Source organism: Halobaculum halobium, assembly GCF_030127145.1.
Taxonomy (GTDB): Archaea; Halobacteriota; Halobacteria; order Halobacteriales; family Haloferacaceae; genus Halobaculum; species Halobaculum halobium.
In genome coordinates this window covers 1,430,951-1,455,083 of sequence record NZ_CP126158.1, presented here as the reverse complement: position 1 = coordinate 1,455,083, position 24,133 = coordinate 1,430,951, and the positions used below count along the sequence as shown (strand labels likewise).

Annotated in this window: 23 protein-coding genes, 2 tRNA genes and 2 pseudogenes; 14 read left to right on the top strand and 13 right to left on the bottom strand. The window is 70.6% G+C overall.

Translation table 11 applies throughout. From position 1 onward, the window contains the following. Positions 1-19: 19 nt before the first annotated feature. Together P0Y41_RS07660 and P0Y41_RS07655 are read left to right on the top strand one after the other, a co-directional pair. Positions 20-652: a non-canonical purine NTP pyrophosphatase gene (locus P0Y41_RS07660; RefSeq protein WP_284060795.1), complete on the top strand. Its 633-nt coding sequence runs from the start codon at positions 20-22 to the stop codon at positions 650-652. Positions 653-874: 222 nt separating this feature from the next. After that, positions 875-1,621: an Nmad3 family putative nucleotide modification protein gene (locus P0Y41_RS07655; RefSeq protein ID WP_284060794.1), complete on the top strand. Its 747-nt coding sequence runs from the start codon at positions 875-877 to the stop codon at positions 1,619-1,621. On the opposite strand, the gene P0Y41_RS07650 is transcribed toward P0Y41_RS07655, so the two are convergent. The 3 genes from P0Y41_RS07650 to P0Y41_RS07640 form a co-directional block, all read right to left on the bottom strand. Continuing rightward, the gene (locus P0Y41_RS07650; protein WP_284060793.1) at positions 1,622-1,882 is read right to left on the bottom strand and encodes a hypothetical protein; all 261 of its coding nucleotides are present in this window, start codon (positions 1,880-1,882) and stop codon (positions 1,622-1,624) included. 57 nt (positions 1,883-1,939) lie between these two features. Beyond that, positions 1,940-2,308: a DsrE family protein gene (locus P0Y41_RS07645; protein WP_284060792.1), complete on the bottom strand. Its 369-nt coding sequence runs from the start codon at positions 2,306-2,308 to the stop codon at positions 1,940-1,942. Between the two features lie 159 nt (positions 2,309-2,467). After that, a tRNA-Gly gene (locus P0Y41_RS07640) sits at positions 2,468-2,538 on the bottom strand. A gap of 286 nt (positions 2,539-2,824) precedes the next feature. On the opposite strand from P0Y41_RS07640, the gene P0Y41_RS07635 reads away from it, so the two are divergent. Beyond that, positions 2,825-3,658: an NAD+ synthase gene (locus tag P0Y41_RS07635; RefSeq protein ID WP_284060791.1), complete on the top strand. Its 834-nt coding sequence runs from the start codon at positions 2,825-2,827 to the stop codon at positions 3,656-3,658. A 28-nt stretch (positions 3,659-3,686) separates the two neighbouring features. Here P0Y41_RS07635 and P0Y41_RS07630 read toward each other — a convergent pair whose 3' ends face one another. Together P0Y41_RS07630 and P0Y41_RS07625 are read right to left on the bottom strand one after the other, a co-directional pair. Beyond that, complete coding sequence (locus P0Y41_RS07630; RefSeq protein ID WP_284060790.1) at positions 3,687-4,268, bottom strand: thioredoxin-like domain-containing protein; 582 nt, start codon at positions 4,266-4,268, stop codon at positions 3,687-3,689. Positions 4,269-4,380: 112 nt separating this feature from the next. Further along, complete coding sequence (locus tag P0Y41_RS07625) at positions 4,381-5,061, bottom strand: enoyl-CoA hydratase/isomerase family protein (protein WP_284060789.1); 681 nt, start codon at positions 5,059-5,061, stop codon at positions 4,381-4,383. Positions 5,062-5,120: 59 nt separating this feature from the next. Here P0Y41_RS07625 and P0Y41_RS07620 point away from each other — a divergent pair, with 59 nt between their 5' ends. Both P0Y41_RS07620 and P0Y41_RS07615 read left to right on the top strand, forming a co-directional pair. Continuing rightward, the gene (locus tag P0Y41_RS07620) at positions 5,121-5,786 is read left to right on the top strand and encodes a DUF7114 family protein (RefSeq protein WP_284060788.1); all 666 of its coding nucleotides are present in this window, start codon (positions 5,121-5,123) and stop codon (positions 5,784-5,786) included. Between the two features lie 110 nt (positions 5,787-5,896). Continuing rightward, positions 5,897-5,968 (top strand) — tRNA-Thr (locus P0Y41_RS07615). A gap of 33 nt (positions 5,969-6,001) precedes the next feature. Here P0Y41_RS07615 and P0Y41_RS07610 read toward each other — a convergent pair. From P0Y41_RS07610 to P0Y41_RS07590, 5 genes and pseudogenes are all read right to left on the bottom strand, one after another. Next, entirely contained in the window at positions 6,002-7,777 is a 1,776-nt protein-coding gene (locus tag P0Y41_RS07610; protein ID WP_284060787.1) for a histidine kinase N-terminal 7TM domain-containing protein, read from the bottom strand. 60 nt (positions 7,778-7,837) lie between these two features. After that, the gene (locus P0Y41_RS07605) at positions 7,838-8,773 is read right to left on the bottom strand and encodes a UbiA family prenyltransferase (RefSeq protein ID WP_284060786.1); all 936 of its coding nucleotides are present in this window, start codon (positions 8,771-8,773) and stop codon (positions 7,838-7,840) included. Positions 8,774-8,961: 188 nt separating this feature from the next. Continuing rightward, positions 8,962-9,609, bottom strand: a complete 648-nt coding sequence (locus P0Y41_RS07600; RefSeq protein WP_284060785.1) for a VOC family protein — start codon at positions 9,607-9,609, stop codon at positions 8,962-8,964. A gap of 200 nt (positions 9,610-9,809) precedes the next feature. Then, positions 9,810-10,133: pseudogene (locus tag P0Y41_RS07595) on the bottom strand (cupin domain-containing protein); the annotation flags it as partial. Between the two features lie 38 nt (positions 10,134-10,171). Continuing rightward, positions 10,172-10,780, bottom strand: coding sequence for a metal-dependent hydrolase (locus P0Y41_RS07590; protein ID WP_321170842.1), 609 nt, complete (start codon positions 10,778-10,780; stop codon positions 10,172-10,174). A gap of 212 nt (positions 10,781-10,992) precedes the next feature. Between P0Y41_RS07590 and P0Y41_RS07585 the strand changes: the two genes are divergently transcribed. Together P0Y41_RS07585 and P0Y41_RS07580 are read left to right on the top strand one after the other, a co-directional pair. Then, positions 10,993-11,649, top strand: a complete 657-nt coding sequence (locus P0Y41_RS07585) for a potassium channel family protein (RefSeq protein ID WP_284060784.1) — start codon at positions 10,993-10,995, stop codon at positions 11,647-11,649. Positions 11,650-11,952: 303 nt separating this feature from the next. Continuing rightward, positions 11,953-12,834 carry a dihydrodipicolinate synthase family protein gene (locus P0Y41_RS07580; RefSeq protein WP_284060783.1) on the top strand — a complete coding sequence of 294 codons (882 nt, stop codon included), beginning with the start codon at positions 11,953-11,955 and terminating at the stop codon, positions 12,832-12,834. On the opposite strand, the gene P0Y41_RS07575 is transcribed toward P0Y41_RS07580, so the two are convergent. Continuing rightward, a complete protein-coding gene (locus tag P0Y41_RS07575) occupies positions 12,817-13,641 on the bottom strand; it encodes a TOBE domain-containing protein (RefSeq protein WP_284060782.1) in 825 nt (274 codons plus the stop codon). The two genes, P0Y41_RS07580 and P0Y41_RS07575, sit on opposite strands and share 18 nt — an antisense overlap. 165 nt (positions 13,642-13,806) lie before the next feature. Between P0Y41_RS07575 and P0Y41_RS07570 the strand changes: the two genes are divergently transcribed. From P0Y41_RS07570 to P0Y41_RS07550, 5 genes and pseudogenes are all read left to right on the top strand, one after another. Next, the gene (locus P0Y41_RS07570) at positions 13,807-14,769 is read left to right on the top strand and encodes an ABC transporter substrate-binding protein (RefSeq protein WP_284060781.1); all 963 of its coding nucleotides are present in this window, start codon (positions 13,807-13,809) and stop codon (positions 14,767-14,769) included. Positions 14,770-14,771: 2 nt separating this feature from the next. Beyond that, positions 14,772-15,491: an ABC transporter permease gene (locus tag P0Y41_RS07565; RefSeq protein WP_284060780.1), complete on the top strand. Its 720-nt coding sequence runs from the start codon at positions 14,772-14,774 to the stop codon at positions 15,489-15,491. Continuing rightward, entirely contained in the window at positions 15,488-16,252 is a 765-nt protein-coding gene (locus P0Y41_RS07560) for an amino acid ABC transporter ATP-binding protein (protein ID WP_284060779.1), read from the top strand. Before P0Y41_RS07565 ends, P0Y41_RS07560 begins: the two co-directional genes overlap by 4 nt. A gap of 98 nt (positions 16,253-16,350) precedes the next feature. Then, positions 16,351-17,451, top strand: a complete 1,101-nt coding sequence (locus P0Y41_RS07555) for a putative sulfate/molybdate transporter (protein WP_284060778.1) — start codon at positions 16,351-16,353, stop codon at positions 17,449-17,451. A gap of 44 nt (positions 17,452-17,495) precedes the next feature. Continuing rightward, a pseudogene (locus tag P0Y41_RS07550) lies at positions 17,496-18,121 on the top strand (DUF7384 family protein). Between the two features lie 68 nt (positions 18,122-18,189). Here P0Y41_RS07550 and P0Y41_RS07545 read toward each other — a convergent pair. After that, entirely contained in the window at positions 18,190-19,113 is a 924-nt protein-coding gene (locus P0Y41_RS07545) for an acyltransferase (protein ID WP_284060777.1), read from the bottom strand. Between the two features lie 114 nt (positions 19,114-19,227). On the opposite strand from P0Y41_RS07545, the gene P0Y41_RS07540 reads away from it, so the two are divergent. Then, positions 19,228-20,613 carry a glycoside hydrolase family 68 protein gene (locus tag P0Y41_RS07540; RefSeq protein WP_284060776.1) on the top strand — a complete coding sequence of 462 codons (1,386 nt, stop codon included), beginning with the start codon at positions 19,228-19,230 and terminating at the stop codon, positions 20,611-20,613. 32 nt (positions 20,614-20,645) lie between these two features. Here P0Y41_RS07540 and P0Y41_RS07535 read toward each other — a convergent pair whose 3' ends face one another. Beyond that, positions 20,646-22,664, bottom strand: a complete 2,019-nt coding sequence (locus P0Y41_RS07535; RefSeq protein WP_284060775.1) for a glycoside hydrolase family 32 protein — start codon at positions 22,662-22,664, stop codon at positions 20,646-20,648. 395 nt (positions 22,665-23,059) lie between these two features. Between P0Y41_RS07535 and P0Y41_RS07530 the strand changes: the two genes are divergently transcribed. Further along, positions 23,060-24,124, top strand: coding sequence for an aldo/keto reductase (locus P0Y41_RS07530; RefSeq protein ID WP_284060774.1), 1,065 nt, complete (start codon positions 23,060-23,062; stop codon positions 24,122-24,124). Positions 24,125-24,133: the final 9 nt, after the last annotated feature.

Sequence of the window (24,133 nt, the reverse complement as noted above, 5' to 3'; positions counted from 1 at the left end):
GGCCGACCCGAGCGCGGGTATGCTCCGCTACGTCACGACGAACCCCGGGAAGGTCCGCGAGGCCCGCGAGTACCTCGGCGACGCCGTCTCCCAGCTCGACTTCGACTACACCGAGATCCAGGCGGCCGACCTCGCCCCCATCGCCGCCCGAGGCGCCCGCGAAGCGTACCGCCACGCCGAGGAACCCGTGCTCGTCGACGACGCCGGCCTGTTCGTCCGCGGGTTCGACGGCTTCCCCGGCCCGTACTCCGCGTACGCCGAGGACACCCTCGGCGTCGAGGCTGTCCGCCGACTCGTCGACGCCGAACTCGACGACCGCCGCGCCGAATTCCGGTGCGTGCTCGCGTACTGCGACGGAGAACCGTTTGCGGCCACTCCCGATCCCGTCGACCGCGACGACCGCGTGACCGCGGCCGCCACCGGCGCCGAGCGCGACGACCAGGAGACAGAACCGCTCCCCGTGAAGCTGTTCGAGGGAGTCGTCCGCGGCGAGATCGTCGAGGCACGCGGCGACGGCGGCTTCGGATACGACCCGATCTTCGAGTACGACGGCGCGACGCTCGCCGAGATGGACGCCGCCGAGAAGAACGCGATCTCCCACCGTGGGCGGGCGCTGGAGAAGTTCGGGGAGTGGTTCGTCGAACGGCAGTGAGACGAACTACGGAAGACAAACGAGCGCAGCGAGTGCAGTCTTCAGGTGGTCTCAGGAACGATCGTCCCCGAACGTAGACAAGACCCGAGCAACGCGAGGATCTCGGCGTGGTTTGCCGAGCGATAGCGGGGCAGACCACCGAACGAAACCGAGCGAGGCGAACCGCCGCCGACGCTCGTCGCGGTCGCCGACGCTAAGCCGTCGCCGGCGCAACGCGATCGCATGCCCCGCGCGGTCGCCATCAACGTCGCCGCCAACACGAACCTCCCGGGTCGCCGCGGGCCGGTGTTCCCCGACGGGTCGTTCGTCTACGTCCCGATCCCCGAACGCGAGTCGGCCGCCGAGGGAGTCCCGACGTACGCCGATCTGGATCTGACGACGTTCGTTCCGGACGCCGCCGCAGGTCTGCCGGTTCACCTCGACCCGGAGTTCGCGGGCGTTTACGGGAGCGAGTCGTACACCTACGGCGACCCGCACGGCGTGAAGGCCCGCCCGCTCTCAGCGCTCGACCCCGGGGACTCGCTACTGTTCTACGCGACACTGACGGTCGCCGACGATGGCGATCGCGCTGCGTCGGGTCCCGCGGGCGACCGCGTCGAGTGGCTCCCCCCTGAGTGGGGCTGTTTCCTCGTCGGCGAGTTCCGCGTGGGCGAGGTGCTCACCGGCGACGAGTTCCGGGAGGCCGACCCGACGACCCGCGAGCGGTTCGCCTCGAACGCGCACGTCCGCCGCGAATCGTTCGACGCCGCCGTGCTCGTCCGCGGCGACTCCGACGGCTCGCGGCTGTTCGACCGCGCGGTCCCGCTGTCGACGCCCGCGGGCGGAACCGACGCGAACCACCTCGTGACGGACCTCTCGGCGGACTCCGGCAAGGGGCCGTGGTGGCGGCGCGTCCTTCGGTACGACGCCGACGCGACCGCGACGCTGCGCGAGCGGATCGACGCCGACCCGGCCGACTGGCTGGTGTGATCAGCCGATGACGCTGTGGTGGTACGCCCAGCCCCACACGAACGTGAGGAAGACGAGGAGCACCGCGGCGGCCCCGCCGGCCACCGTGTCCATCACACTCGCCGCGCCGATCCGATCGGCGAGGTGTACGCCCGCCACGTTGGCGTACGCGACGAGGTCGCGCGCGCTCACGAGGTGTTTCAGCACGTCCTTGAGATACGAGGCGGACACCATCGCCGCCAGCGCGGCGATCGCGTGGGAGGCGCCAGTCTTGTGAGGCATACGTCGCTGTCGTCCCGTCGGGATGATATATGTTCGTGCCGGTGAACGCGGGAGCGCTTACGGGCGGATGTACGCCCAGCCGTCGCCCTGCAGTCGCGTGAGTTCGCCGACGCCGGAAGACGCCGCCTCGACGCCAGCGGGCAGCTCGTCCAGCGTCGCCGTCGCTCCGCGGAGCGCGTTCGAGCAAACGCGAACTGCCGTCTGCGTCCCGGCGCCGTCGGTGTCGTCGCCACCGCCGCCGGCGGCAAGGACGGCCTCGACGCGCTCGCGACCGTCGCCCTCCGCCGCCGCGTCGATGACCGCGGGGGTGTCGACGACGACGGCGACGGCGTCGACTGGGACTGCATCGTCGCCGAAGAGATTGGTGACTTTCGCGTCGACGTACGAGAGCTGGCCGACCGTCGAGACGTGGAAGACGGTTCGCATATCGCGTGTCGCGGTCGGCGGCGCCGTGGCTGTTTCGGTTAGCGTCGCCAGACATGCGCCGTCCGGGAATTGAACCACGCCCAGACGTGCTCGCCTCGCTGCGCGCGACTCGGCTACTTCAATTCCCGTCGGCGACGCCTCTCATCGGCGTTCGAGACATGCGCCGTCCGGGAATTGAACCCGGGCTATTAGCTTGGGAAGCTAATGTCCTACCACTGGACCAACGGCGCTCACCTACTGCGTGCGTACGCCCCGAGCGGTACGTCGCTTCGCTCTGTAACGCAACGGCGCGCTTCGCTCGCTCGCGCCCCGAGGTTCGCGATTCCTTCGGAATCGCTCGCCAACGGCGCTCGTTCGCCGATCCCACCGGCGACGCGGCGCGTGCGTGTATGACTACGTTCCGAACCGCAACACTTCAACTAATCGGTCGCCGGCGTCGCTGCGGAACTGGACGCGCGTCCACGTGTCGCCGTCGCGAGGGGACCTATTAGTTCGCCGACGACGTACGGACTCACGATGAGTCAATCCGTCCTGTTGGACGAGGAATCGACGCCGCTGGACCTGCGCTTTGCCGACGCTGAGCTCGACCGAGTGCACGGTCACGTCACCGACTTCATCGCCGAGCAGGTCGACGCCGCGGGCGCCGACGGGGCGGTGATGGGGCTGTCCGGCGGGATCGACTCCACGACGGTCGCGTACCTCGCGGTCGACGCCATCGGCGCCGACAACCTCCGCGGGCTCGTGATGCCCGGGTCGGTCAACACCGAGGAGAACATGAGCGACGCCGAGCGCGTCGCCGAGGACCTCGGTATCGAGTACGACGTGATCGAGATCGAGCCCATCGCCGAGGCGTTCTATGACGCGCTCCCCGCCGCCGCCGCCGATCGGATGGCCGAGAGCAACGTTCGCGTGCGCGTCCGCGCGGTGTGCAACTACTTCGCCGCGAACGCCGATGGCCGTCTCGTCCTCGGGACGGGCAACCGCAGCGAGGCGTTGACGGGCTACTACACGAAGTACGGCGACGGCGCGGTCGACTGCAACCCGCTCGGGAGCCTCTACAAACAGCAGGTCCGCCAGCTCGCCGCCCACGCGGGCGTTCCGCACGACTTGGTCATGAAGACTCCCTCGGCGGAGATGTGGACCGGCCAGACGGACGAGGAGGAATTGGGGCTCGACTACGACACCCTCGACGCCGTGCTCGCGCTCCATATCGACGGCCCGCTGTCGACGGCTGCGACGGTCCGGGCGCTCGATGTGACTGCAGCACAGGTCAGCCGCGTCCAGGAACTGTACGAGTCGTCGACGCACAAGCGCGCGATGCCGCCCGCGCCCGACGAACTGTCGGTGTAGCCGGTCGCTCGCCTTCGGTCTCGGGCTCCTACCGAACCGAGTTCTCGGGCCCGCGACCGATGTACTCGGCGGCGAACGCCTCGACCGCGTCGGCGTCGTACTCGTCCATCCGGAGGAGGTGGCGCCACGCCGTGAGCGCGTACGGCGTCTCGGGCTCGTCGTACGGGTACGGCATCGCGAGGAAGCTCTGCCACGTGCCGGTGTGGTCGTTCGCCCACGCCTGGAGGTTCGACTGCGCCTCGTCGGTCAGCGCGTCCGGCGCGTAGTACGCGACGATCGCACCGTGTTCGAGCGTGTGGACCACGTCGCCCATCGGCTGGGGCTCCTCGTAGAATCCCGCCCCGACGACGCCGCTGTAGTGGGGACCGGACGTCGGGGGACGGGTGTTGTAGTCGACCTCGGTGCCGCGCTCGACGTGCTGGTTCCCCTGGTTCGGGAACGTCTCCACGTCCGCGAGCAGCTCGTCGTTCCCCCGCTCGGGGAGCGAGGTGTTGCCGCCACCGCCGCCGAGGCAGCCGCCGAGCGCGGCGACCGCGCCGGCGCCGACGACGCCGAGCGCCCGTCGCCTGGAGAGCGAGGAGTGATCCGAGAGGCCGTGTCCATCGGTCATACCCGAGATACACGGCCGGGCGGATTCAACTGTTGCGGTCGCCACACGGGCTTTCCGCCGCGTCGTCCCTCAAACCGCACATCGCGGGTCTCCGGTCGGCTCTTCTCGCGCGTCACTCTCCGAAGCGCTCCCGGTGGAGCCGTGCGAACGCCTCGCGTTCGTCGGTCGCCGTCTCGGCGCCGCGGGCGCCGGCGCGAACGAGCCGCTTCACGGCCGCGAGCGCCTCGGGGTCATTTGCGGCGACCTCCCGGGCGACGGTCACCGGATCTGAGACGACGCGGGAGACGAGGCCGACCCGCTGTGCCTCCTCGGCGTCGACGACCCGCGCCGAGCAGGCGATGTCGAGCGCGACGCCCTCGCCGACCACCCGCGGGAGCCGGGCGGTCCCGCCCCACGCGCCGAACAGCCCGAAGGAGGCGCCGGTCTCGGCGAACGTCGCCTCGGCCGTCGCCACCCGGAGGTCGCACGCGAGCGCCAGCTCCACGCCGCCGCCGCGGGCCGCCCCGTCGACCCCGGCGATCACGACCGAGTCTGCCGACTCGATCGCGTCGGCGACGCGCTGGCCGTGGCCCGCGAACGCGGCGGGGTCGTCCAGCGACTCGACCACCTCGAGGTCGGCGCCGGCACAGAAAGCCGAGCCGGCGCCCCGCAGCAGCACCACCGGCTCGTCGGCGTCGACGACGGCCCGTTCCAGCGCGTCGAGCGCGTCCGGGGTGAGGGCGTTTCGGGCCTCGGGGCGGTCGATCGTCACGGTCCGGTACTCCCCGTCGGCGGCCCGTTCGCTGCGAATCACGGGACGGGATAGCCCCCGTTTCCAAAGGTCTTTGCGTGTGCCCGGTCTACTAATGAGCGATGGACGACGCCGCGCGGACCCGGGCCGCGGCGGAGCGGTCGGTCGGCGACGTCGAGCCGGCGGCGCTCCGGAACGCGCTGACCGACCGCTTCGACGACGCCGAGATGACGCCCGGAGCGCTCACGCTGTTGTCGGCTCGTGCACTCGACCCCGACGTGGACCTGACGGACATCGAGGACCACGCCGCCGGCGTCCAACTCATTTACGAGGGGCTGCGGCTCACGAGATCGCTCTCCCAGTCTGAGCCGTGGGCGGCCGCCGATCTCGACGCAGTCGGCGACATCGACGCCGATCTCGACGTGCTGGCGGCAGACGTGTCCGTCTCGCGCGGCTTCTATCTCCTCGCTCGTACGGCCGCCGCGGGGAAGGCGGTCGAGACGGTCCGAGCGTTCGGCCGCGACCAGACGCGGCGCCGCGGCGTCGACGCCGAGGAGGCGGCGGCGCTGGACCGCAACCTGGAGGCCGACGTGTTCGAACTCGCGGTCGTCGCCGGTACCGCCGCTGTCGGCGCATCCGCCCCGGACGACCTGCTGTCGTACGCCGCCGAACTCGCCGCCGGCGACGACGACCGCATGCCGGCCATCGGATCGCTTCCGGAGTCCACCGGCGACCGCATCGCCGCGCTCGCCGACGAGGATCGCGTCGCGTCGTCGGTCGACACCTGATCGAGGAGCCGCGACGCTACGACGCTCCGGGTGCCGTCCTGTGATACTGCGTGTCTCTGACGCCGCCCAATCGTAACGCCTAAAGACGACTCCCGGCTATCCCTACTCGCGCCTGGGTAGCTTAGCGGTAAAGCGCGTCCTTGGTAAGGACGAGAGCGCGGGTTCAAATCCCGCCCTAGGCTTCTCCCGTTCTCACGTCGCAAGCGGTCGCTTCCTCACAGCGACCCGGCCGCGATCCGCGGAACGCGCACCGTTACCACGGTGCCGCCGCCGTCGCGGTCGTCGATCGTCAGGTCGCCGTCGGCAAGCTCGGTTCCCCACGCGATGAGCCACAGCCCGAGCCCGCTGCCGTGATCCAGCGGCGTCTCGTTCCCGCGGTCGAGGGCGGTCCGTTCGTGGTCGCTGATCCCGGGGCCGTTGTCGGCGACGCGGATCTCGACTACCCCCTCGGTACAGGTCGCCCGCACGCGCACCCACGGGTCTGCGGCAGTGTTGTGCTCGGCGGCGTTCTCGACGACGTTCTTCAGCACGGACGTGACCACCGGAGAGACCGCCGCGTCGTCGGGGTCATCTGTGGACGCGCCGTCGGCGGTGTCCGCGGCGTCGACAGCGTCCGGACCGTCCGCGAAGTCGCCGCCGGACCCGAATTCGAGGTCGACCGTGACCGTCGGGTACTCGTCGCTGATCTCCTCGATGCACTCCTCGACCACCGTCGTCAGCATCAGTGACTGGCCGGGTTGGCGGCCTCGTTCGAAGATGTCGATGACGTCGCGCGCCTTGTCGCTGATCGCCTCGATCCGCATCGCGCCCTCCTTGACCGCGTCCACGTGAGCGCCCTCGGCGTCCATGAGGTCCGCGTTGCCGTAGATGAGGTTCGTCTCCGTGCGGATGTTGTGACGGAGCACGCGGTTGAGCACCTCGAGGCGTTGCTGTCGCCGGAGGTGATCGCTCACGTCGTGAAAGGAGACGACTCCGCCCAGCGAGCGGTCGTGGAAGTCGGCGACGGCGGTCACCGTCGCGTCGTACTGGCGGCTCTGGAGCCCTTCGCCGAGCGTGAGATGCCGGGAGGCGCGCCCTTCCTCGGGTAACTGTTCGTAGCGCGGGATCACTTCGGCGGCCGGGCTCCCCAGCACCTCGCGGGGATCGACGTCGAGGATCTCCGCCGCCTGCTCGTTCAGATCGACGACGTAGTCGTGCCGGTCGACGACGACGGCGCCCTCGCGCATGCGTTCGAACACCAACCGTCGCGCGCGGTGGTTCGCCGACGGGCTCGTCCCGAGCAGTCGAAAGCGGGTGATGGCGCCGAGGTACGCGACGCCCGATACCGCGAAGAACACCGGCGTCGGGTCGAGGCTCGGAACCGGGACCGCGCCGGCCAGGAACAACACGTTGCTCGCCCACGGCGCGAGCGTTCCGACGAGCAGCCCGAGGCTCTGGCCGCGAAACGGGAGCGCGTCGCTGCGGACCAGTCCCAACAGCGGAATCGACCCGAGCAGTCCGAGCAGGTAGGTGTAGCCCGTGATCACCCAGTACCAGGGGCCGCCGGTCCGGTCGAGCACCTGCCGTCCGGCCTCGGTGACGAGCTCCGTGTCCAGGTACAGCAGGTCGTGAGACGCGTTCGTCGCCGCGAGCACGACCGTGACGACCGGAACGACCGACAGAAGCGCGACGTACCGCGGCCGAACGTAGTGGTCGCGCCCCGTGTACTCCAACGCGAACAGGAGCCACGCGACCGGGATCACAACGACGCCGAGCCACTGAATGTCGGAGTAGAACACCTTCCCCGCGAAGGTCCCGGCCCGGAATTCGAAGACGAAGAACACCGACCACCACACCTGGCCGGCCAGCATGGCCGTCAACGGAACCGCGCCGGGTTCCTGTCGCTCGCGCCACGCAAGGAGTGCGGCCGTCGTCCCCACGACGACGGTGACCAGCATCACCGCCGTCAGCGTTCCGGACGGGAGCACGTATCCTCCTGCTGTGAGGAGCACCGTAATAAATTCCGCCGTCGCGCGCCGCGCGATGATATGGCAGATCGGTCGACGGCTCGCTCACACGAGCAGGATCGGACCGATCAGCGCCGTCGCGACGACGAGATAGCCAAACTCCGCCGCCAGCGCGAGCGTGTCGTTGTCGGCCCGGCCGAGCAGCGCCGTGACGACCAGCGAGTACGCCAACCCGACGCCGAGCGCGAGCACGAATCCCGATCCGATGACGCCCGCCAGCGCCGCCGCGGCGACGATGCCGGCCGTGAGGAGATCGACGCCGTAGAGGATTCGACGCGTCGTCGCCACGCCGAACACGACCGGAAGCGTCGACACGTCGATCGCGCGGTCGGCCTCGACGTCGCCGACGTTCGGGATCTCGGTGTCGACGAACGACCGGAGCAGGAAGTACGCGAACACGACCGCCGTCGCCGGGGTGACCGCCGCGTCGGTGAACGCCACGGGCAGCGCGGTCAGCGTCGTCGCCCACGCGAGCGCGACGACGAGCGAGTTGACGACGAGCACCTCCTTCAGCCGGCGGAGCTTCGGGGCGACGCCCGGAACCCAGTCGGCGGCGTACGCCACCCAGAACACGCCGGGGATCAGCGTCACGGCGAGCGCGACCGGGCCGCCGAGCACGGAGATCGCCACCGCGAGCCCGTACGAGGCAGACGCCAACAGGTACAGCGTGTTGCGGTGGCGCCGGACGAACGCCGCGCGATCGGGGTCGGAGACGGCGTCCGTATCCACGTCGGCCACCCGGTCGTTCGTGTACACCGCGAACGTCACCAGCCCGACCACCACCGGCGCCGGGTTCGGCGGCAGCGACAGCAACACCATCGCGATCGCCACCTCGGCCATCGCGATCACCGCGAGATACGCGGAACTGTACACGAGCGCGTTCCCGGTGCGCTCGCCGTACCTGGTCAACAACTCGACGATCCGACCCGCCCGCCCGGTCGCCTCGCGCCCGTCCGACGTGTAGTTAGATTCGTGCGACATGTGTCTTCGGTGGACCGGCCGACGGCGCTCCGCCGGCGCACCCTGCCGGTACCACCCCACCGATAACATAAATATTCTGTCTAATGTGACACTGAATTGAGTCGAGATACTCGCGTATAGAATCGCCCCCGATAACCACAGTATATAAAAACCGAACGACGGCGCCCGGCCGGGGCCGTCTGAGGTCGCTACTCCTGGAATCCGGTACCTGTCGCGGCGTCGGGGACCTCGTTTTTCACCACGTCGATGCCCAGTTCGTCGACGGCGGCTTCCATGTGCTCGTCGTCGACGTAGTCGTCGCCGGCGGCGACGCGCTTCGACTGCGCGAGCGCCATCACCTCGCCGCGGCGGTCGTCGGGCAGTTCGTACTTGTCGACGACGAGTTCGATGGTGAGCCCGTTGTGGTCGCGGGTGTACAGCGAGTGGAACGCGCCGCGGTCGAACTCGCTGAATCGATGGCCGTGTTCCGAGAGCGCCTCCTTGATCTCGGGCAGCTCCTCGGCCTCGATCGAAAAGGCGAGATGGTGGACGGCGCCGACGCCGGGGCGCTGGCCGGGGGCGTTCTCGCGGTCCTCCTCGACGAAGAACGTGATGATGCGACCGTCGCCGCTGTCGAAGAACAGGTGCGTCACCTGCGGCGCGTCGAGGTTCGGCTGGCGCATCACCAGCGGCATCCCGAGCACGTCGCGGTAGAACCGCACCGTCTCCTCCTCGTTGCTCCCGATGAGGGTGATGTGGTCGGTTCCCGTCACCGAGATCGCGCTGTCGGGCTTCTCGGCAGTCACGGGGATGTCTGAACGGTCCGCCGGCGGCACGTCGGAGTCGTCTGTCTCCATACCCGAGGTACGGCACCCGGCCACTTAGCCGCTCGCGGACATCGATGTCACCGGCTACGGCCGATGTCCCCGGTGTCCACGCGCTCCCCGTCGGCTTCTGCCCCCTCAACGTCGCCCGAGCCGCCGCCGACGCGGCCGCGGGTCACGCCGGTCGCCAGTTCGGTCACGGCGTTGGTTCGCCCGTCGCCGGTGTCGCCCGCATCGCCGGTGTTCTCGGTGCCCGACGGCTCGACGAGCGCGACCTTCGCCGCCGCGCGTGCCACGGGTCGGTGCTCGACACCAGCGGGAACGACGAGCAGTTCCCCCGGCTCCAGCGTCGCCGTCGGCTCGTCGCGGAACTCGATGTCCAGCGGGCCGCCCTCGATCACCCAGAACAGTTCGTCGGCGTCGGGGTGGCTGTGCCAGACGAACTCACCGTCGAGGCGGGCGAGCTTCAGGGCCTGGCCGTTCAACTCGGCGGCGAGTCGCGGCGACCACGGCTCCTCGAAGGAGTCGAACCCGTCGGCGAGGGACACTTTCTCCATGTCGGCCCCTCGGCGGCGCGCGGACAAAAGCCGTCGGCCTACCGCAGGTCCTCGATCAGCGTCTCGGGAACGGCCGCGAGCACGGACTCGGGCGTCACCGCGACGACGCGCTCGCCGGCATCGACCAACGTCCGACGGCCGAGCGCGTACAGCGCGGAAACGACGACGAGGGCGACGATCGCCGCCCGAGCCGGCCCATCGAGCGCCGCCAGCGCGGGGAGCGCGAGCGCACTCCCCAGCAGGAAGTCCTCGGGGGACCCGTCGTACCGTACCCATCGGCGCGGCCGGTGCCACCGGCCGCGGAGGTGTTCGTACACGGCTCGGTCGCCGGTGGCTTCCCATGGACGGAGGGTGAGGTCGCCGCCGAAGACGTCGGAGACGGCGTGCAGCGCCGCCGCAACGAGGAAGACGGCCAGCGACAGCGTCGCCGGCGACGGGGCGACCGCGGCCGCCGCGACCGCGACCGCGGCCGCGACGCTCCCGTAGGCGGGGAAGTGGAGGTCCTTCCGGTGGGCACCGAGCAGGTCGAGATCGGGCGCTAGCCCGCCAAGCGCCCCCGCCAGAACGACCGGACCGGCCTCCGGGACGAGCGCGAGCGTCCCGAGCCCGACGGCCACGCCCGCGAGAACGTGGGTCGTCGCCATCATACCCGTTCGGAGGCGACGAGGCCAGAAAAGCCGGTCGTGGGTCGTGCTAGCACTCACTTCTCACGACGGAATCGCTCGACCGGGGGCGGAACTCAGTCGGCGCCAGCACTCGGGGGCGACCAGAACTCGCCGTGGGGCAGACCTCCGTCGGGGGACACGTTGGAACGCGGGTCGGCGACAGCGCTTTGTGGTATGACGTAGCATACCACTGCATGAACATCGTCATCGTGGGGTACGGTCGGGTCGGCGCTCGAACCGCCCGGGTGCTAGACGAGGAGGGTCACGACGTGACCGTCGTCGACAACGACCACACGAAAGTCGAACGCGCCCGCGACCGGGGTCTCCGGGTCGTCGAGGGTGACGGCTCGAACCCGACGGTGCTGACCGAGGCGGGCGTCGCCGACGCGGACGCCGTGGGCGCGATCACGGGGGACCCGAAGCTGAACTTCGAGATCTGTATGGAGGCGACGGAGCTGGGCGACTGCCGGACCGTCATGCGCGTCTCCGAGGACTTCCACGAGGAGATCTACGACGAGTTCGAACGGACCGTCGACGAGATCATCTACCCGGAACGCCTCGGGGCCGCGGGCGCGAAAACCGCCATGCTCGGCGGCAACTTCAACGCCATCAGCGACCTCACCGAGCAGCTCCAACTCGTGACGATCGCGGTCGACGACGACTCGCCCGTGATCGGTGGACGCGTCAACGACCTCGCCGTGGACGGCGGCCGCGTGTACGCCCACGGCCGCGCCAAAGAATCGCTGACGATCCCCCTGCCCGGCACTATCGTCGAGGCCGGCGATCGGCTCGCCGTGATCGCGGAGGTCGATCGCGTCGCGGACGTTCGGACGGCGCTGCTCGGTAACTGAGCGGTGGGGAAAGAGGCAGGGCGAAGCCCTGACAGGCTTCGTCGGGGGTCCGCGCGCCTGCGACGCGGATCGTGCGTGTGAGGCGCTCGAACCGGTCTCGCCGCCGCGAACTCCCCGCGGGCGGCGGCCGACGTTCGGTCTCTCTTCGTGCGCCCGTCCGGCGGATCTGGCTCCCCCGAAATAAAGCCACGTCAGACAGCGTCCGTCCGTCAGACGCCCGTACGACCCGGTTTCTCCCACTCGGTACGTCCACTACATCGGTCGACGGGAACGCTCTTTGGTCGGCCGCTCGACGCGTCCGCCATGCACGGAACCGGACCGCCGCTCGTCACGCCGTTCGACGCCGACGGAGCCCTCGACGTGGACGCACTTCGCGACCTCGTCGACTGGGTCGAAGCCCGCGGGATCGACTTCCTCGTCCCCTGTGGCTCGAACAGCGAGGCCGAACTCATGGCCGCCGAGGAACGCGCCCGCGTGATCGAGGTCGTCGCCGACGCCGCCTCGGTGCCGGTGCTCGCAGGCACGGGCAGCCCCGGAAAACGGGAGACGCTGGAGGCGACCGCGGCCGCCGCCGACGCGGGAGCCGACGCGGCGCTGGTGGTCACGCCGTTCTACTACGACCACGATCAGGCCACCCTGGAGACGTACTACCGGGAGGTCGCCGACGAGTCGCCGGTCCCGGTGTACCTCTACTCGGTGCCCGTGTTCACCGACGCGAGCCTCGACCCGGAGACGGTCGGTCGGCTCGCCGCTCATCCGAACGTCGCGGGCATGAAAGACTCCTCGGGCGACATCGCGGCGTTCCAGCGGATCCGCGAGCGCACGGCCACCGCCGACTTCGACCTCATGGTGGGCTCGGGCGGCGTGCTCGGGCAGGCGCTCGCGGCCGGCGGGACGGGCGGGGTGCTCGCCCTCGCGAACATCGCGCCGGAGGCGACCGCGGCCATCTACGAGGCCAGCGAGGCCGGCGACCGCGAGCGCGCCCGCGAACTCACCGCCGCCTGCGTCGACCTCAACCACGCGATCACCGCCGAGTACGGCATCCCCGGCCTGAAGTACGCGATGCGCCAGCGCGGCGCGCCCGCCGGACACGCCCGCTCACCCCACCGCGCTCCGGAAGCGGACGCCCGAGCCGCGCTCGACGAACTGCTCGGCGACCTGGACGACCTACTCGCCGGGGTCTGAGAGGCGCTCGGCCGTGCCTTCGGCCGAGTCGCCCGGTTCCGCCGATTCCCCCGATTCCGCCGAGTCGGTCGCCCTCGCCGCGGTCGCGCGCGTCGCCGTCGCCTTGAACGACGCGACGACGTCGCTCCCCTGGCGGAGCCCGAGCCGATCCGCGCTGTCGACCGTCACAAGCGCCGCGAGCGGGCCGTCGGCCCCCACATCAACCTGCACGTCCACGACCGCGTCGCCGCGACGGACCGCGCTCGCGACGCCGGCGAACCGGTTTCGCGCGCTCGTCGCGTCCGGCGACGGCGTTTCGCCGGGGTCGTGCAGCGTCACGGCGTCGGCGCGGACGCTCACCTGCACGGCGTCGTCGGGCGTCGGGTCCGGGTCGCCGACGGCGAGCGCCCGGAGGGTCCCGGCGTCGGTCTCGACGACCGCGAGCTCGCCGTCTCTGTCCGCGACGGCGCCCTCGAACACCGACTCGGCCGCGCCGGCGGTCCCCGCCAGCGCGGCCGTCAGCCGCTCGAACCGCGCCAACAGCGACGTGGCGTTCTCGGTCAACCGACTCCCGCCGCCGTCGGCGCCGCCTCGCCTCCGGGCGACGAGGTCGCCGAAGACCGCTTCTAATGTCTCTAAGCGCGAGAGCGCCCGCGCCCGCGACCGTCCGAGGTCGCTGGCGGCGCCGCTGACTGACCCCGCGGCCGCGATGGCGCGCAACAGCGCGGCGTCGCGACCGTCGAACGTCACCTCGCCGGCGGTGAGACTCGCCTCGAACCCCGCGGTCCCCTCGCCGCCGCCGGGCGCTGGCGCCTCGTTCGATCCCATCGCCGTCCGTTTCGGTGACCGGCCGGAAAACCGTTGCGCGCGCCGACGCCATGGCGGATACCGTCCCGGACCTCGAAACCGCGATCGGTTCCGATGTGGCGGGATTCACGGGCTGGCGTAACTGGTTCCCACAGCTATATGTGTCCGTGCCGGATCGTTGTTTCTATGCCGGAACAACGGAACGGCGGACGGGACGGAACCGCGAGCAGACGAGGGTTCCTGGCGGCGGCCGCAACGGGCGTCACGGGCGCGCTCGCTGGCTGTGCGGGTATCAGCGGTGGACAAGAACAGGGGAATCAAGCGGGCGTCTCCGGGGAGACGCTGACGCTCACGACGACGACGAGCACGTACGACACGGGCCTGCTCGACGAGATCCACCCGGACTTCGAGGACATGTACGGCGTGACCGTCGACGCGGTGGCCCAGGGGACGGGCGCGGCCCTCGAATCGGCGCGCAACGGGGACTCGGACGTGGTGATGGTCCACGCCCGCGGGCTCGAGGACGAGTTCATGCGCAACGGGTACGGGGTCAATCGCCGCGATCTCATGTTCAACGACTTCGTGATCGTCGGGCCGGAGAGCGACCCGGCCGGGATCCAGGGCATGGACTCCGCGACGGAGGCGCTGACCGCCATCGCCGAGGCGGAGGCGACGTTCGTCTCCCGCGGCGACAACTCCGGAACGCACACGAAGGAACTCAACCTCTGGGAGGCCGCCGGGACCGAGCCGGGCGGCGACTGGTACCAGGAGACCGGCACCGGAATGGGCGAGGCGCTGAACGTCGCCAACCAGCAGGACGCGTACACGCTCTCGGACCGCGGGACGTTCATCTCCCAGCGGTCGGAGATCGACCTCGTCATCCTGGTGCAGGGGCCCATCGGGGACGGGCCGGAGATCCTCGCGAACCCGTACGGGATCATGGCGGTCAACCCCGGGGTGCACGACAACGCCAACTACGATCTTTCGATGGCGTACATCGGCTGGATAACCAGCCCCGGGACGCAGGACGCCATCTCGAACTATCAGGTCAACGGGGAGCAGCTGTTCTTCCCCGAGGCGGTCTCCGAGGATCCCAACTTCCAGCAGTACGTTCCGGAAGGCTGGAGTAGCAACTCGACCGACGGGTGAGCATGCCCCTCGACGCGGTCGCACAGCTCGCTCCGGCGGTCGCCGGGCTCCCGTTCGAGCAGGGATACGTTTCGAGCGTCATCTACGTCTCGCTGTACGTGAGTCTCATCGCGGTGACGCTGAGCACGCTGTTCAGCATCCCCGTCGCGCTCGTGATGGGGTTCACCGACTTCCCGGGCAAACAGTTCGTGAAGTCGGTCATCAACACGGGGATGGGCTTCCCCAGCGTGGTTGTCGGGCTCCTCGTGTTGTTCGCTGTCTCCAACCAGGGGCCGCTCGGGGCGCTCGATCTCATCTTCACCAAGGAGGCGATGATCATGTCGCAGTTCGTCTTGGCGACACCACCCATCACGGCGATCAGTCTCGCGGCGCTCACGGGCGTGAGTGGGAACGTCCGCGACGCCGCGCACGTTCTCGGAGGCACCCGGATCGACGTGGCGCTTGTTGTGATCAAGGAGGCGCGATACGGGATCGCGACGGCGATACTCGCCGGCTTCGGCCGCGCAATCAGCGAGGTCGGCTCAGTCCTCATCGTTGGCGGGAATATCACGAGCGCCGACGGGGTCTCGAAGACTCGGACGCTGACCACCGCAATCCAACTCGAGGCTCGGCAAGGACGGTACGAGACCGCGATGGTGCTGGGGGCGGTGCTGGTGGCGCTCGTGTTGCTGATCAACGCGATCGTCGTCCGCCTCGGTTCCGACGAGGTGGGCGGACGGTGATCCGGCTCTCGAACGTCTCGAAGGCGTACGGCGACGAGGCCGTCGTCGACGACGCCTCGCTGTCGGTCGATCCCGGGGAGGTTGTCGCGATCATCGGGCCGTCGGGCGTCGGGAAGACGACGCTGCTGCGGATGCTCGCGCTGTCCCTCGAACCGGACGCCGGGACCGTCGAACTCGACGGCGACGCGGTGTGGGATGCCGACGAGGAACGGCGACTGGCGCTGCGCCGGCGCGTCGGGATGGTGTTTCAGGAGGCGAGCCTGTTCGACGCCTCGGTCGCCCGAAACGTCGAGTACGGGCTGCGGGTCCGCCGGGGCTGGGACGACCGACTCCGCGACGGGCTCCGGGCGGTCCTCGGATCGAACGGCACGCCCGCGGCTGTCGAGGAGGCGCTCGACGTGGTCGGACTCGACGACAAACTCGGTCAGGAGGCGGAGTCCCTGTCCGGCGGCGAGGCCCAGCGGGTGTCGTTCGCGCGAGCGCTCGCGTACGACCCGACGTACCTGCTGCTCGACGAACCCACCTCCGACCTCGACCCGCGCAACACCGGCCTGATCGAGGAGGCGATCGCCGAGGCCCGCGACCGCGGCATCGGCGTCGTCGTCGCGACCCACGACATGCACCAAGCCGAACGGGTCGCCGACCGCGTCGGAGTCCTGCTCGGGGACGGATTCTCCGAGATCGGACCGACCGAGACGATCTTCGAGGACCCGACCGACGAGCGCACCCGGAAGTTCATCTCCGGGGAACTGGTGTACTGACACCGACCGTCGTAACGATATCCGATTATCGAACACGTTCGGCGTTGGTCGATCCGGTTTCCGGACAGCCTCAAGTACGCCGCCAGCAACACTCGAACGTGGCGATCTCGGAGCGATTAGCGGCCGATTACGGGATCCGGTTCGACGCCGGCGAGTGGACCGGCGCGTTGGGGGATTCGGTTACGGTCCTTCCGATCGTCGTCGGCCTCGCAGCGCTCACGCCGGTGTCGTTAGCGCACGCGCTGCTGTTCTTCGGCGCCTTTCAGATCGTGTGGGGGCTCGTGTACGGCCTCCCCCTCTCGGTAGAGCCCATGAAGGCGCTGGCGGGACTGGCGCTGGCGGGCACGGTCACCGCCGGCGAGTACGTCGCCGCGGGCCTGCTGGCGGGGGGCGTCCTCCTCCTCGCGGCGGCGACGGGGGCCATCGGGCGGCTCCGCCGGCACGTGAGCGAGCCGGTGATCCGCGGCATCCAACTGGCGGTCGCGCTGGTGCTCGTCCGCTCGGGGGTCGATCTGGGACTGGCGAACCCGACGCTCGCGCTCGCGGCCGCCGGCGTCGCCGTCGCGGTCGCGATGGCGGGGTACCGCCGGGGCGCCGCCCTCGCGGTGCTCGGCGTCGGCCTCGTCTTCGCCGTCGCCGACGCCGGGGTTCCCGCCGCCGAGTTCCCCGCGCTCGCGCTCTTTCCGGCCGGCGCGCCCGCGGTCACGACGAACGCGCTGTCGGCGACGACGGGCCAGCTCGCGATGACCGTCGGCAACGCCGCCGTCGCGACGAGCCTCCTCCTGTCGGACCTCTTCGACGCGGACGTGTCGGCCGACAGGCTCTCGGCGAGTATGGGCGCGATGTGCCTGTCTGCGGTCCCGCTAGGGGGGGTCCCGATGTGTCACGGGTCGGGCGGCCTCGCCGGCAAGCACGCCTTCGGCGCCCGCACCGGCGGTGCGAACCTCGTGCTCGGGGGACTGTACCTCGCGGCCGTCCCGTTCGCGGGCGTCGTCGCCGCGTTCCCGATGGCCGTCCTCGGCGCGCTCCTCCTCGTCGTCGCCGTCCACCTCGGCCGGCGCGCGGTCGACGCGGACGGCCGGCGAGCGCTCGCGCTGGTCGCGCTCGTCGGGTGCGTCGGCCTTCTGTGGAACGTCGGCGCGGCGTTCCTCGTCGGCCTCGTCGCCGACGCGGCGCGGCGGCGGATATCGACGACCTGAGGGAAACGCCTCGGCTTTTTGTCCCGCGGCGCGCCGGATCCGGTATGGAGACGTGGGCCGCGCTGTTCGAGCGGGCGGAGGCGTTCGGCGTCGACGAGGCGGCGATCCGGTCGGCGCTCGCGGAGCGGCGTGATCGCGAGACCGCCGGCGACGAGTGTGCCGGCGACCGTGTTGCCGACGATCGCTCGCTCGACCCGCCGAGCGACGATCCCTCGCCGACGCGCGTCGTCGCCGACGCGGACGCGTTGGCGGCGGATCTGCTGGTCGGCGGCGACGCCCGCGAGGCGCTCGACGGCCTCCGGCGCCACTCGTGGACGACGCTCGTCGCCAGCGACGCGCTTCTCGACGATGCGGAGGCGGTGATCGCCGATCTCGCTGCCCCGAGATCGCGACAGACTGGCGCGAGCGGGTCGACGAGTGGCGCGAACCGATCGTCCAGCCACCCGGCGATCACCCGGCGCTGGCGTCGGCGTTCCGCGGCGGCGCGATGCACGTGCTGTCGTTCGACGAGCGGCTCACCGCACCCGGCGCGGGCGCGGGGCTCAACGACCGCTTCCCGGTGAGCGTTCGCGAGCCGCGGGCGTTCGCGACGCTGTTCGACGCCGAGAAGCTGTATCCGGAGGTCGGCGATGGGAACTACCCCGGTCCGGACCGGGACCCTCGGGCGTGATCGTCGCCCCGAACTGGAGAGGGCTGTACGGGGTGGAGGAGAATGCGTGAGACCGAAGCGAGCGCCGGCTACGCCGGATCGGGCGCATCCACGTCGTCCGGCGGCGTGAGGTCGCGCTGGAACTCGTCGAAATCGTCGAGGCCCTCGGGGAGGTCGTACTCGACCCGGCGCTCGTCGGCCCGGTTCGTCAGCTTCTCTTCGACGGGGTCGGCGACGGACTCCCAGCCGGGCTTCACGCGGATGCTTCGGGCGGGCGAGCCGACCGCGATGTGGTGGTCGGGCACGTCGCCCTGGACGGTGGCTTTCGCCCCGACGACGGCGTTCTTGCCGACGCGGCAGCCCGCGGAAACCATCGAGTCGTAGGTGACGCGCGCGTCGTCGTCGACGATGGTGTGGAAGTTGTCGACGTGCGTCTGGTCGACGACGTCGTGATCGTGGCTGTAGAGGTGCGCCGAGTCCGAGACGGAGACGCGGTCGCCGATCGTGAGCCTCCCGCGGTCGTCGAGGTGCACGTCGTCGTGGACGACGGTGTTGTCGCCGATCTCGATATTGTGGCCGTAGGTGAAGGTGATCCCCTTGAACAGCCGGAGGTTCTCCCCGGCGTCGTCGAACAGGTGGTTCGCGAGCATCTGTCGGAAGCGCAGCGCGAACGCGATGTTGTCGGCCATCGGCGTCGCGTCGAACTGCCGCCACAGCCACTGGAGGTGTTTCGATCGGGTGTAGCGCTCCTCGTCTTTCTCGGCGTAGTACTCCGACTCCAGCGTCGCGTTGCACGGGTCGTACCCCTGGAGCCGGACGCGCTCGGCGGGCGTCACGTCGCCGCCGTCCCGCCACCGCTCGTAGGCGTCGCGGTCGCCGAACAGGTCCACGAGCGTGTCGCGGACCACCTCGCAGGTGTCCTCCGCCGACGAGAGTCGGTCGTCCACCCGCTCGATGAAGGCCGTGACCCCCTCGTCCGCCTCCTTCGGGAGGGACACGTGGCGCTTGGTCATACCACCTCGATTCGCCGCCACGAGTCAAATGGGTTCGGATATGCGAAGTCGCCGCCAACCCGTTTCACACGCGGAAGCGACAGCGGTTAGGCCCCGCCTTCCCTGCGACCGATAATGACCGATATCGACGGCACGGCGAACGGCGGAGGAGAGACCGACGCGGAGTCGATTCGGTCGCGGACGCCGGCGTGGACCCGAGCGCAGGCGGGCGATCTCGCCCGCGACGCCGACGCGGTGAAGCCGGTGGTCTACCCGCCCGCAGAGCCCGTCAGCGACGAGGTGTACCTGTGGGACACCTGGCTGTTGCGCGAGCGCGACGGCTCCGTCGCCGAGGTCGGCGGCTACCGCGTCGTCTTCGCGCTCACTGCGCCACGGGACCTCCTGCCCGGCAAGCGCCACGACGTGGCGACGGTCTGCTGTTTCTACTCTGCCGACGGCAACTCATGGGAATCAACCGGCCCGGTCTTCGAAGGGAGCGAGCCGCTCGGCTCGCGTCAGTGGGCCGGCTGTGCGCTGTGGGACCCCGACGGCGAGGGCCCGTCCGACCTGTACTGCTACTACACCGCCGCCGGCGAGGCCGGCGAGGAGGACCTGAGCTACACCCAGCACCTCGCGCTCGCGACCGGCGGCACGCTCGCCGTCGAGGACGCTGCCGGCGACGGCGAGGTGCAACGCGGCTCCGACGGCGGCGGCCTCCGCGTCGAGGGTACGTTCACGCACGAGTCGCTGCTCCGCCCCGACGGGGTCCGCTACGAGACCGAAGGACAGTCCCGCGGGATGATCTACACCTTCCGGGACCCGTGGTTCTTCGAGGACCCCGCGACCGGCGAGACCCACCTGCTGTTCGAGGCGAACGTCCCCGTCCCCGAGGGGAGCGACGCCTGCGACGGCGACCCGGCACAGCAGGAGTTCAACGGCGCCGTCGGGGTCGCCGACTCCCCCACGGGCGACCCGACCGAGTGGGAACTCCGTGACCCGCTGCTCCACTCGACGTGCGTGAATCAGGAACTTGAGCGCCCGCACGTCGTCGTCCGCGACGGCCGCTACTACCTGTTCGTCTCCAGCCACGAGCACACGTTCGCGCCCGGTATCGAGGGGTTCGACGCGCTGTACGGCTTCGTCGCCGACTCGCTGCACGGCGAGTACCGCCCGCTCAACGACACCGGGCTCGTGCTCACGAACCCCGGGAACGCGCCCTTCCAGACGTACTCGTGGCTCGCGTTCCCGCACGACGAGGAGCTCCTCGTCACCTCCTTCTTCAACTACTACGACTTGGAGGGCCGCACGCTGGACCAGGTCGCGGAACTCCCGCCCGAAGATCAGTTCCGTCGCTTCGGCGGCACGCTCTCCCCGACGGTCCGGATCGATCTCGACGGCGACCGAACCCGCGTGCTCGGGACGCTCGCACACGGGCACATCCCGATTCGCGGGGAAGCGCTCCCCGACCTGCCCGCGCCCGTCGAAGACGCCGGTGGCGGCGGCTACGGCGCCTCGCGCTGATCACGGGTCGGTGGGGACGGCCCCTCGCTCGTCTACCGCCCGGTCGACGTGGGCCACGTGCCTGCCATCGTCCACGCGTCGACCGCGATCTCCGCGTCGCCGCCGACCGCGAACGCCGACACGCGGTCGGCGTCCGCACGGGTCGGGTACACCCGGGTCGTGAGGCAGCGGCGCTCGTTCGCGAACAGTTCCAGCGTCGAGCCGTCGACGAACGCCCGCAGCGACACGGCGTCGCCCGCGCCGCCACCGCCGCCGCCCGCTCCCGCCGGCCCCACGTCGCCGACGGGCATTCCGCGCGGCGCGCGGTTCACGCGCTCGCCGCCGCCGGCGTCGCCGCGGTCGACGGTCACCGTCTCGCCGTCGTAGCGGATCACGGTCCGCTCGGTCGCCGCGGGCGACTCCAGCACCGAGAGACCGACCGCGTCGGCGTCGCCGAGGCGGAGCGTGCAGTCGAGTTCGAGGGCGCCGCCGCGGGCGTCGAACAGCCGCTCCTCCGAGTCGAGCGCGACCGTCTCGGACAGCACGTGATCCGCGCGGAGAGCGGTCAGCTCCGACGCGGGTCGTTGGCGCAGGCGACCCCTCTCGTCGGTGTCGATCACCCGCGGGAGCGACATCGTGCCGGACCAGCCGGCGTCCCACTGGGCGCTCGCGTCGCGCGTCTCGGGGAGCCACCCCCAGGTGAGATAGCGGTCGTGTTCCTCGTCCCACAGCGACTGCGGCGCGTAGAAGTCGCCGTGGTCGAGCAGCCCGGCCTCGCGCACGTCGAAGTCGGGCGCGGCGGCGTCGCTCCCGGCGGGCGCCGCGGGGTCGCCGAGGTCGGTTTCGCCGAGGTAGTACGCCACGCGGTCGTCGTCCGAGACGTGCAGCAGGCGGGCGTCCTCGAACGTCAGCACCTCGGGACACTCCCAGACTGGCGCACCGCGGGGGCCCTCGCCCGCGTGGAACACGCCGACGTACTCCCACTCGTCGAGGCTCTCGCCGCGGTACAGCAGCGCCGCGCCGTCTCCCTCGCGGGGGTCGTCGTCTCCGCCGAGCGCGTCTGCGTTGTCGAGCGCGTCGTCGCCGTCGTCGCCGACCACGCCGGACCCGATCAGGTGGTACCAGACGCCGTTCTCGCGCCAGACGCAGTGGTCGCGGAACTCGGCGGCCCAGTCGGCCGTCTCGTACACGTCCAAACCCGCGGGCGCCGACTCGATCACGGGGTTGCCGGCGTGTTTCTCCCACGACCGGAGGCCGTGGTCGTCGGTCGTCGCCAGGCAGGGGAGCTGGTCGCGGCCGCGGCCGCCCGTGTACAGCAGCGTCGGCGTGCCGTCGGTGTCGACGACGGTGCAGCCGGACCAGCAGCCGTCGCGGTCGGGGCCGTCAGGGTCGGGCGCGAGCGCGACGGACTCGTCCTCCCAGCGGAGGAGGTCGTCGCTGACGGCGTGTCCCCAGTGGATCGCGTCGTGGAATGGCCCGCCCGGGTTGTACTGGTAGAAGACGTGGTAGCGGCCGCCGTGTTTGATCAGCCCGTTCGGGTCGTTGAGCCAGTTCGCCGGCGGCGAGAGGTGGTACGCCGGCCGGTGGTGATCGTCGGCGAGGCGCTCGCGGAGGGCGGCGAACCCCTCTGGCGTCGACGGGCGACCGGTGAACGCCGGGAGGGTCTCGCGCCCAAGCGTCGCGAACGCGTTCCGAAGCAGGCGCTCGCGCTCGTGGCCGCGGCCGTCGTCGGGGCCGTCGAACCGGAGGGTCCCGCCGAGGCCGAGGACGGCGCCGTCGCCGACGCGCCACTCGATCACGGACTTCTCGTGGTAGATGTCATGGCCACCGTGGGTCGCGCACGCGAGCACGTCGCCGGTCGCGGGCAGCAGGTCGTCGTAGCGGGCGTACGCCGCCTCCCCGCCCGGTCCGACCAGCGGGATCCGCGGCGGCCCGGCGGCCTCCGGACCGTCGAACCCTTCGAACAACGGGTGGTCGCGGTGGGTCGCGCGGACCCGGTAACCCGCGACGTCGTCCGAGTGGGTCGCGCCGGTCGCGTCCGGCGCGATCCGGTCGATACCGAGCGCCGCCACCGCGGGGAGCGCCCGCGCGCTGAGGACGAGCCCGCCCCCGACTCGAGGTACGCGCGGACCGCGGGACCCGCGTCGGCGACGGGGGCGTCGCAGTCGTCGAACGGGGCGTCGCGGTGCCACCACAGCGCGTCGAACGCGTCGAGGTCGACCTCGCCGGCGGCGACCGCGGACAGCGAGACCGACTCGACCGCCGCGGCGACCCGCCCGGCGACCGAGTGCGCCGTCCGTCGCTCCGCGCTCCGCTCGTCGGCCGCGAGTACCCCCACGTGAACCGGGGCCGTGTGCATGGCTCGGTAGATTCACTCGGCGGCGAAAAAGCGTTCGCGTCGCGGGCGACACCGACAGCTGACACGACAACCGGGCCGGATAAGTGCCGGCGGTGCCAAGCGCGGGACATGCAGTACCGAGAACTCGGCAACTCGGGCGTCGAAGTGAGCGAGGTGGCCTTCGGTGCGTGGGTCGTCGGCACCGACTGGTGGGGCGACCGCTCCGACGAGGACGCCGTCGACATGGTCCAGCACGCGCTTGACGAGGGCGTCACGTTCTTCGACACCGGCGACGTGTACGGCCACGGGCGCTCCGAGGAACTAATCGGGGAGGCGCTCGGCGAGTACCGCGACGAGGTGACCGTCGGCACGAAGGTCGGCTACGACTTCTACAACAACGCACAGGCCGGCCACGGTGAGATCCCGAAGGACCTCTCGCCGGAGTACCTCCGGAACGCGGTCGAGCAGAGCCTCGACCGCCTCGATATGGAGTACCTCGACGTGCTGTTCTTGCACAACGCGAACGTCGACGAGGTGACCGACGAGGTGCTGGAGGAGCTGTACGCCATGCGCGAGGAGGGACTGTACGACGCGCTCGGCTGGGCGCTCGGCCCCTCGATCGGCTGGCTCGCCGAGGGCGACCGCGCGGTCGAACTCGACTTCGACGCGGTCCAGACCGTCTACAACCTGTTCGAGCAGACGCCCGGGCGCCACTTCCTCGACACGATCCGCGAGGAGGGCGCAGACACGAGCCTCATCGCCCGCGTCCCGCACTCCTCGGGCCTGCTCAACAAGCAGGTGAGGCCCGACACCGAGCTCGGCAAGGGCGACCACCGCGCGCACCGCCCGGACGCGTGGTTCGAGACGGGCTGGGAGAAGGTCGAGGCCATCGAATTCCTCGAACGTGACGGCGAGCGGACGATGGGGCAGGCATCGATCCAGTACCTCCTCGACGACGAGGAGGTCGCGAGCGTCATCCCCACGTTCCGCTCGATCGACGACATCGACGAGTGGGCCGCCGCGCCCGACACGCCCCGCCTCAGCGACGAGGAGCGCGAGCGCGTCGACGCGCTGTACGCCGAGAACTTCGGGATCGGCCGCGACGACGGCATGAACCCCGAGGACTTCCGCACGTCCGTCGGCGGCGACGACCTCCGCGGCGCCGGCGTGCTGCCGCCGGAGCCCGCCGACTGAGGGCCGCAG

Coding starts and splice junctions, on each gene's coding strand:
- P0Y41_RS07660 (WP_284060795.1), top strand. CDS start 20: ATGCTCCGCTACGTCACGACGAACCCCGGGAAGGTCCGCGAGGCCCGC.
- P0Y41_RS07655 (WP_284060794.1), top strand. CDS start 875: ATGCCCCGCGCGGTCGCCATCAACGTCGCCGCCAACACGAACCTCCCG.
- P0Y41_RS07650 (WP_284060793.1), bottom strand. CDS start 1,882: ATGCCTCACAAGACTGGCGCCTCCCACGCGATCGCCGCGCTGGCGGCG.
- P0Y41_RS07645 (WP_284060792.1), bottom strand. CDS start 2,308: ATGCGAACCGTCTTCCACGTCTCGACGGTCGGCCAGCTCTCGTACGTC.
- P0Y41_RS07635 (WP_284060791.1), top strand. CDS start 2,825: ATGAGTCAATCCGTCCTGTTGGACGAGGAATCGACGCCGCTGGACCTG.
- P0Y41_RS07630 (WP_284060790.1), bottom strand. CDS start 4,268: ATGACCGATGGACACGGCCTCTCGGATCACTCCTCGCTCTCCAGGCGA.
- P0Y41_RS07620 (WP_284060788.1), top strand. CDS start 5,121: ATGGACGACGCCGCGCGGACCCGGGCCGCGGCGGAGCGGTCGGTCGGC.
- P0Y41_RS07605 (WP_284060786.1), bottom strand. CDS start 8,773: ATGTCGCACGAATCTAACTACACGTCGGACGGGCGCGAGGCGACCGGG.
- P0Y41_RS07600 (WP_284060785.1), bottom strand. CDS start 9,609: ATGGAGACAGACGACTCCGACGTGCCGCCGGCGGACCGTTCAGACATC.
- P0Y41_RS07590 (WP_321170842.1), bottom strand. CDS start 10,780: ATGATGGCGACGACCCACGTTCTCGCGGGCGTGGCCGTCGGGCTCGGG.
- P0Y41_RS07585 (WP_284060784.1), top strand. CDS start 10,993: ATGAACATCGTCATCGTGGGGTACGGTCGGGTCGGCGCTCGAACCGCC.
- P0Y41_RS07580 (WP_284060783.1), top strand. CDS start 11,953: ATGCACGGAACCGGACCGCCGCTCGTCACGCCGTTCGACGCCGACGGA.
- P0Y41_RS07575 (WP_284060782.1), bottom strand. CDS start 13,641: ATGGGATCGAACGAGGCGCCAGCGCCCGGCGGCGGCGAGGGGACCGCG.
- P0Y41_RS07570 (WP_284060781.1), top strand. CDS start 13,807: ATGCCGGAACAACGGAACGGCGGACGGGACGGAACCGCGAGCAGACGA.
- P0Y41_RS07565 (WP_284060780.1), top strand. CDS start 14,772: ATGCCCCTCGACGCGGTCGCACAGCTCGCTCCGGCGGTCGCCGGGCTC.
- P0Y41_RS07545 (WP_284060777.1), bottom strand. CDS start 19,113: ATGACCAAGCGCCACGTGTCCCTCCCGAAGGAGGCGGACGAGGGGGTC.
- P0Y41_RS07540 (WP_284060776.1), top strand. CDS start 19,228: ATGACCGATATCGACGGCACGGCGAACGGCGGAGGAGAGACCGACGCG.
- P0Y41_RS07530 (WP_284060774.1), top strand. CDS start 23,060: ATGCAGTACCGAGAACTCGGCAACTCGGGCGTCGAAGTGAGCGAGGTG.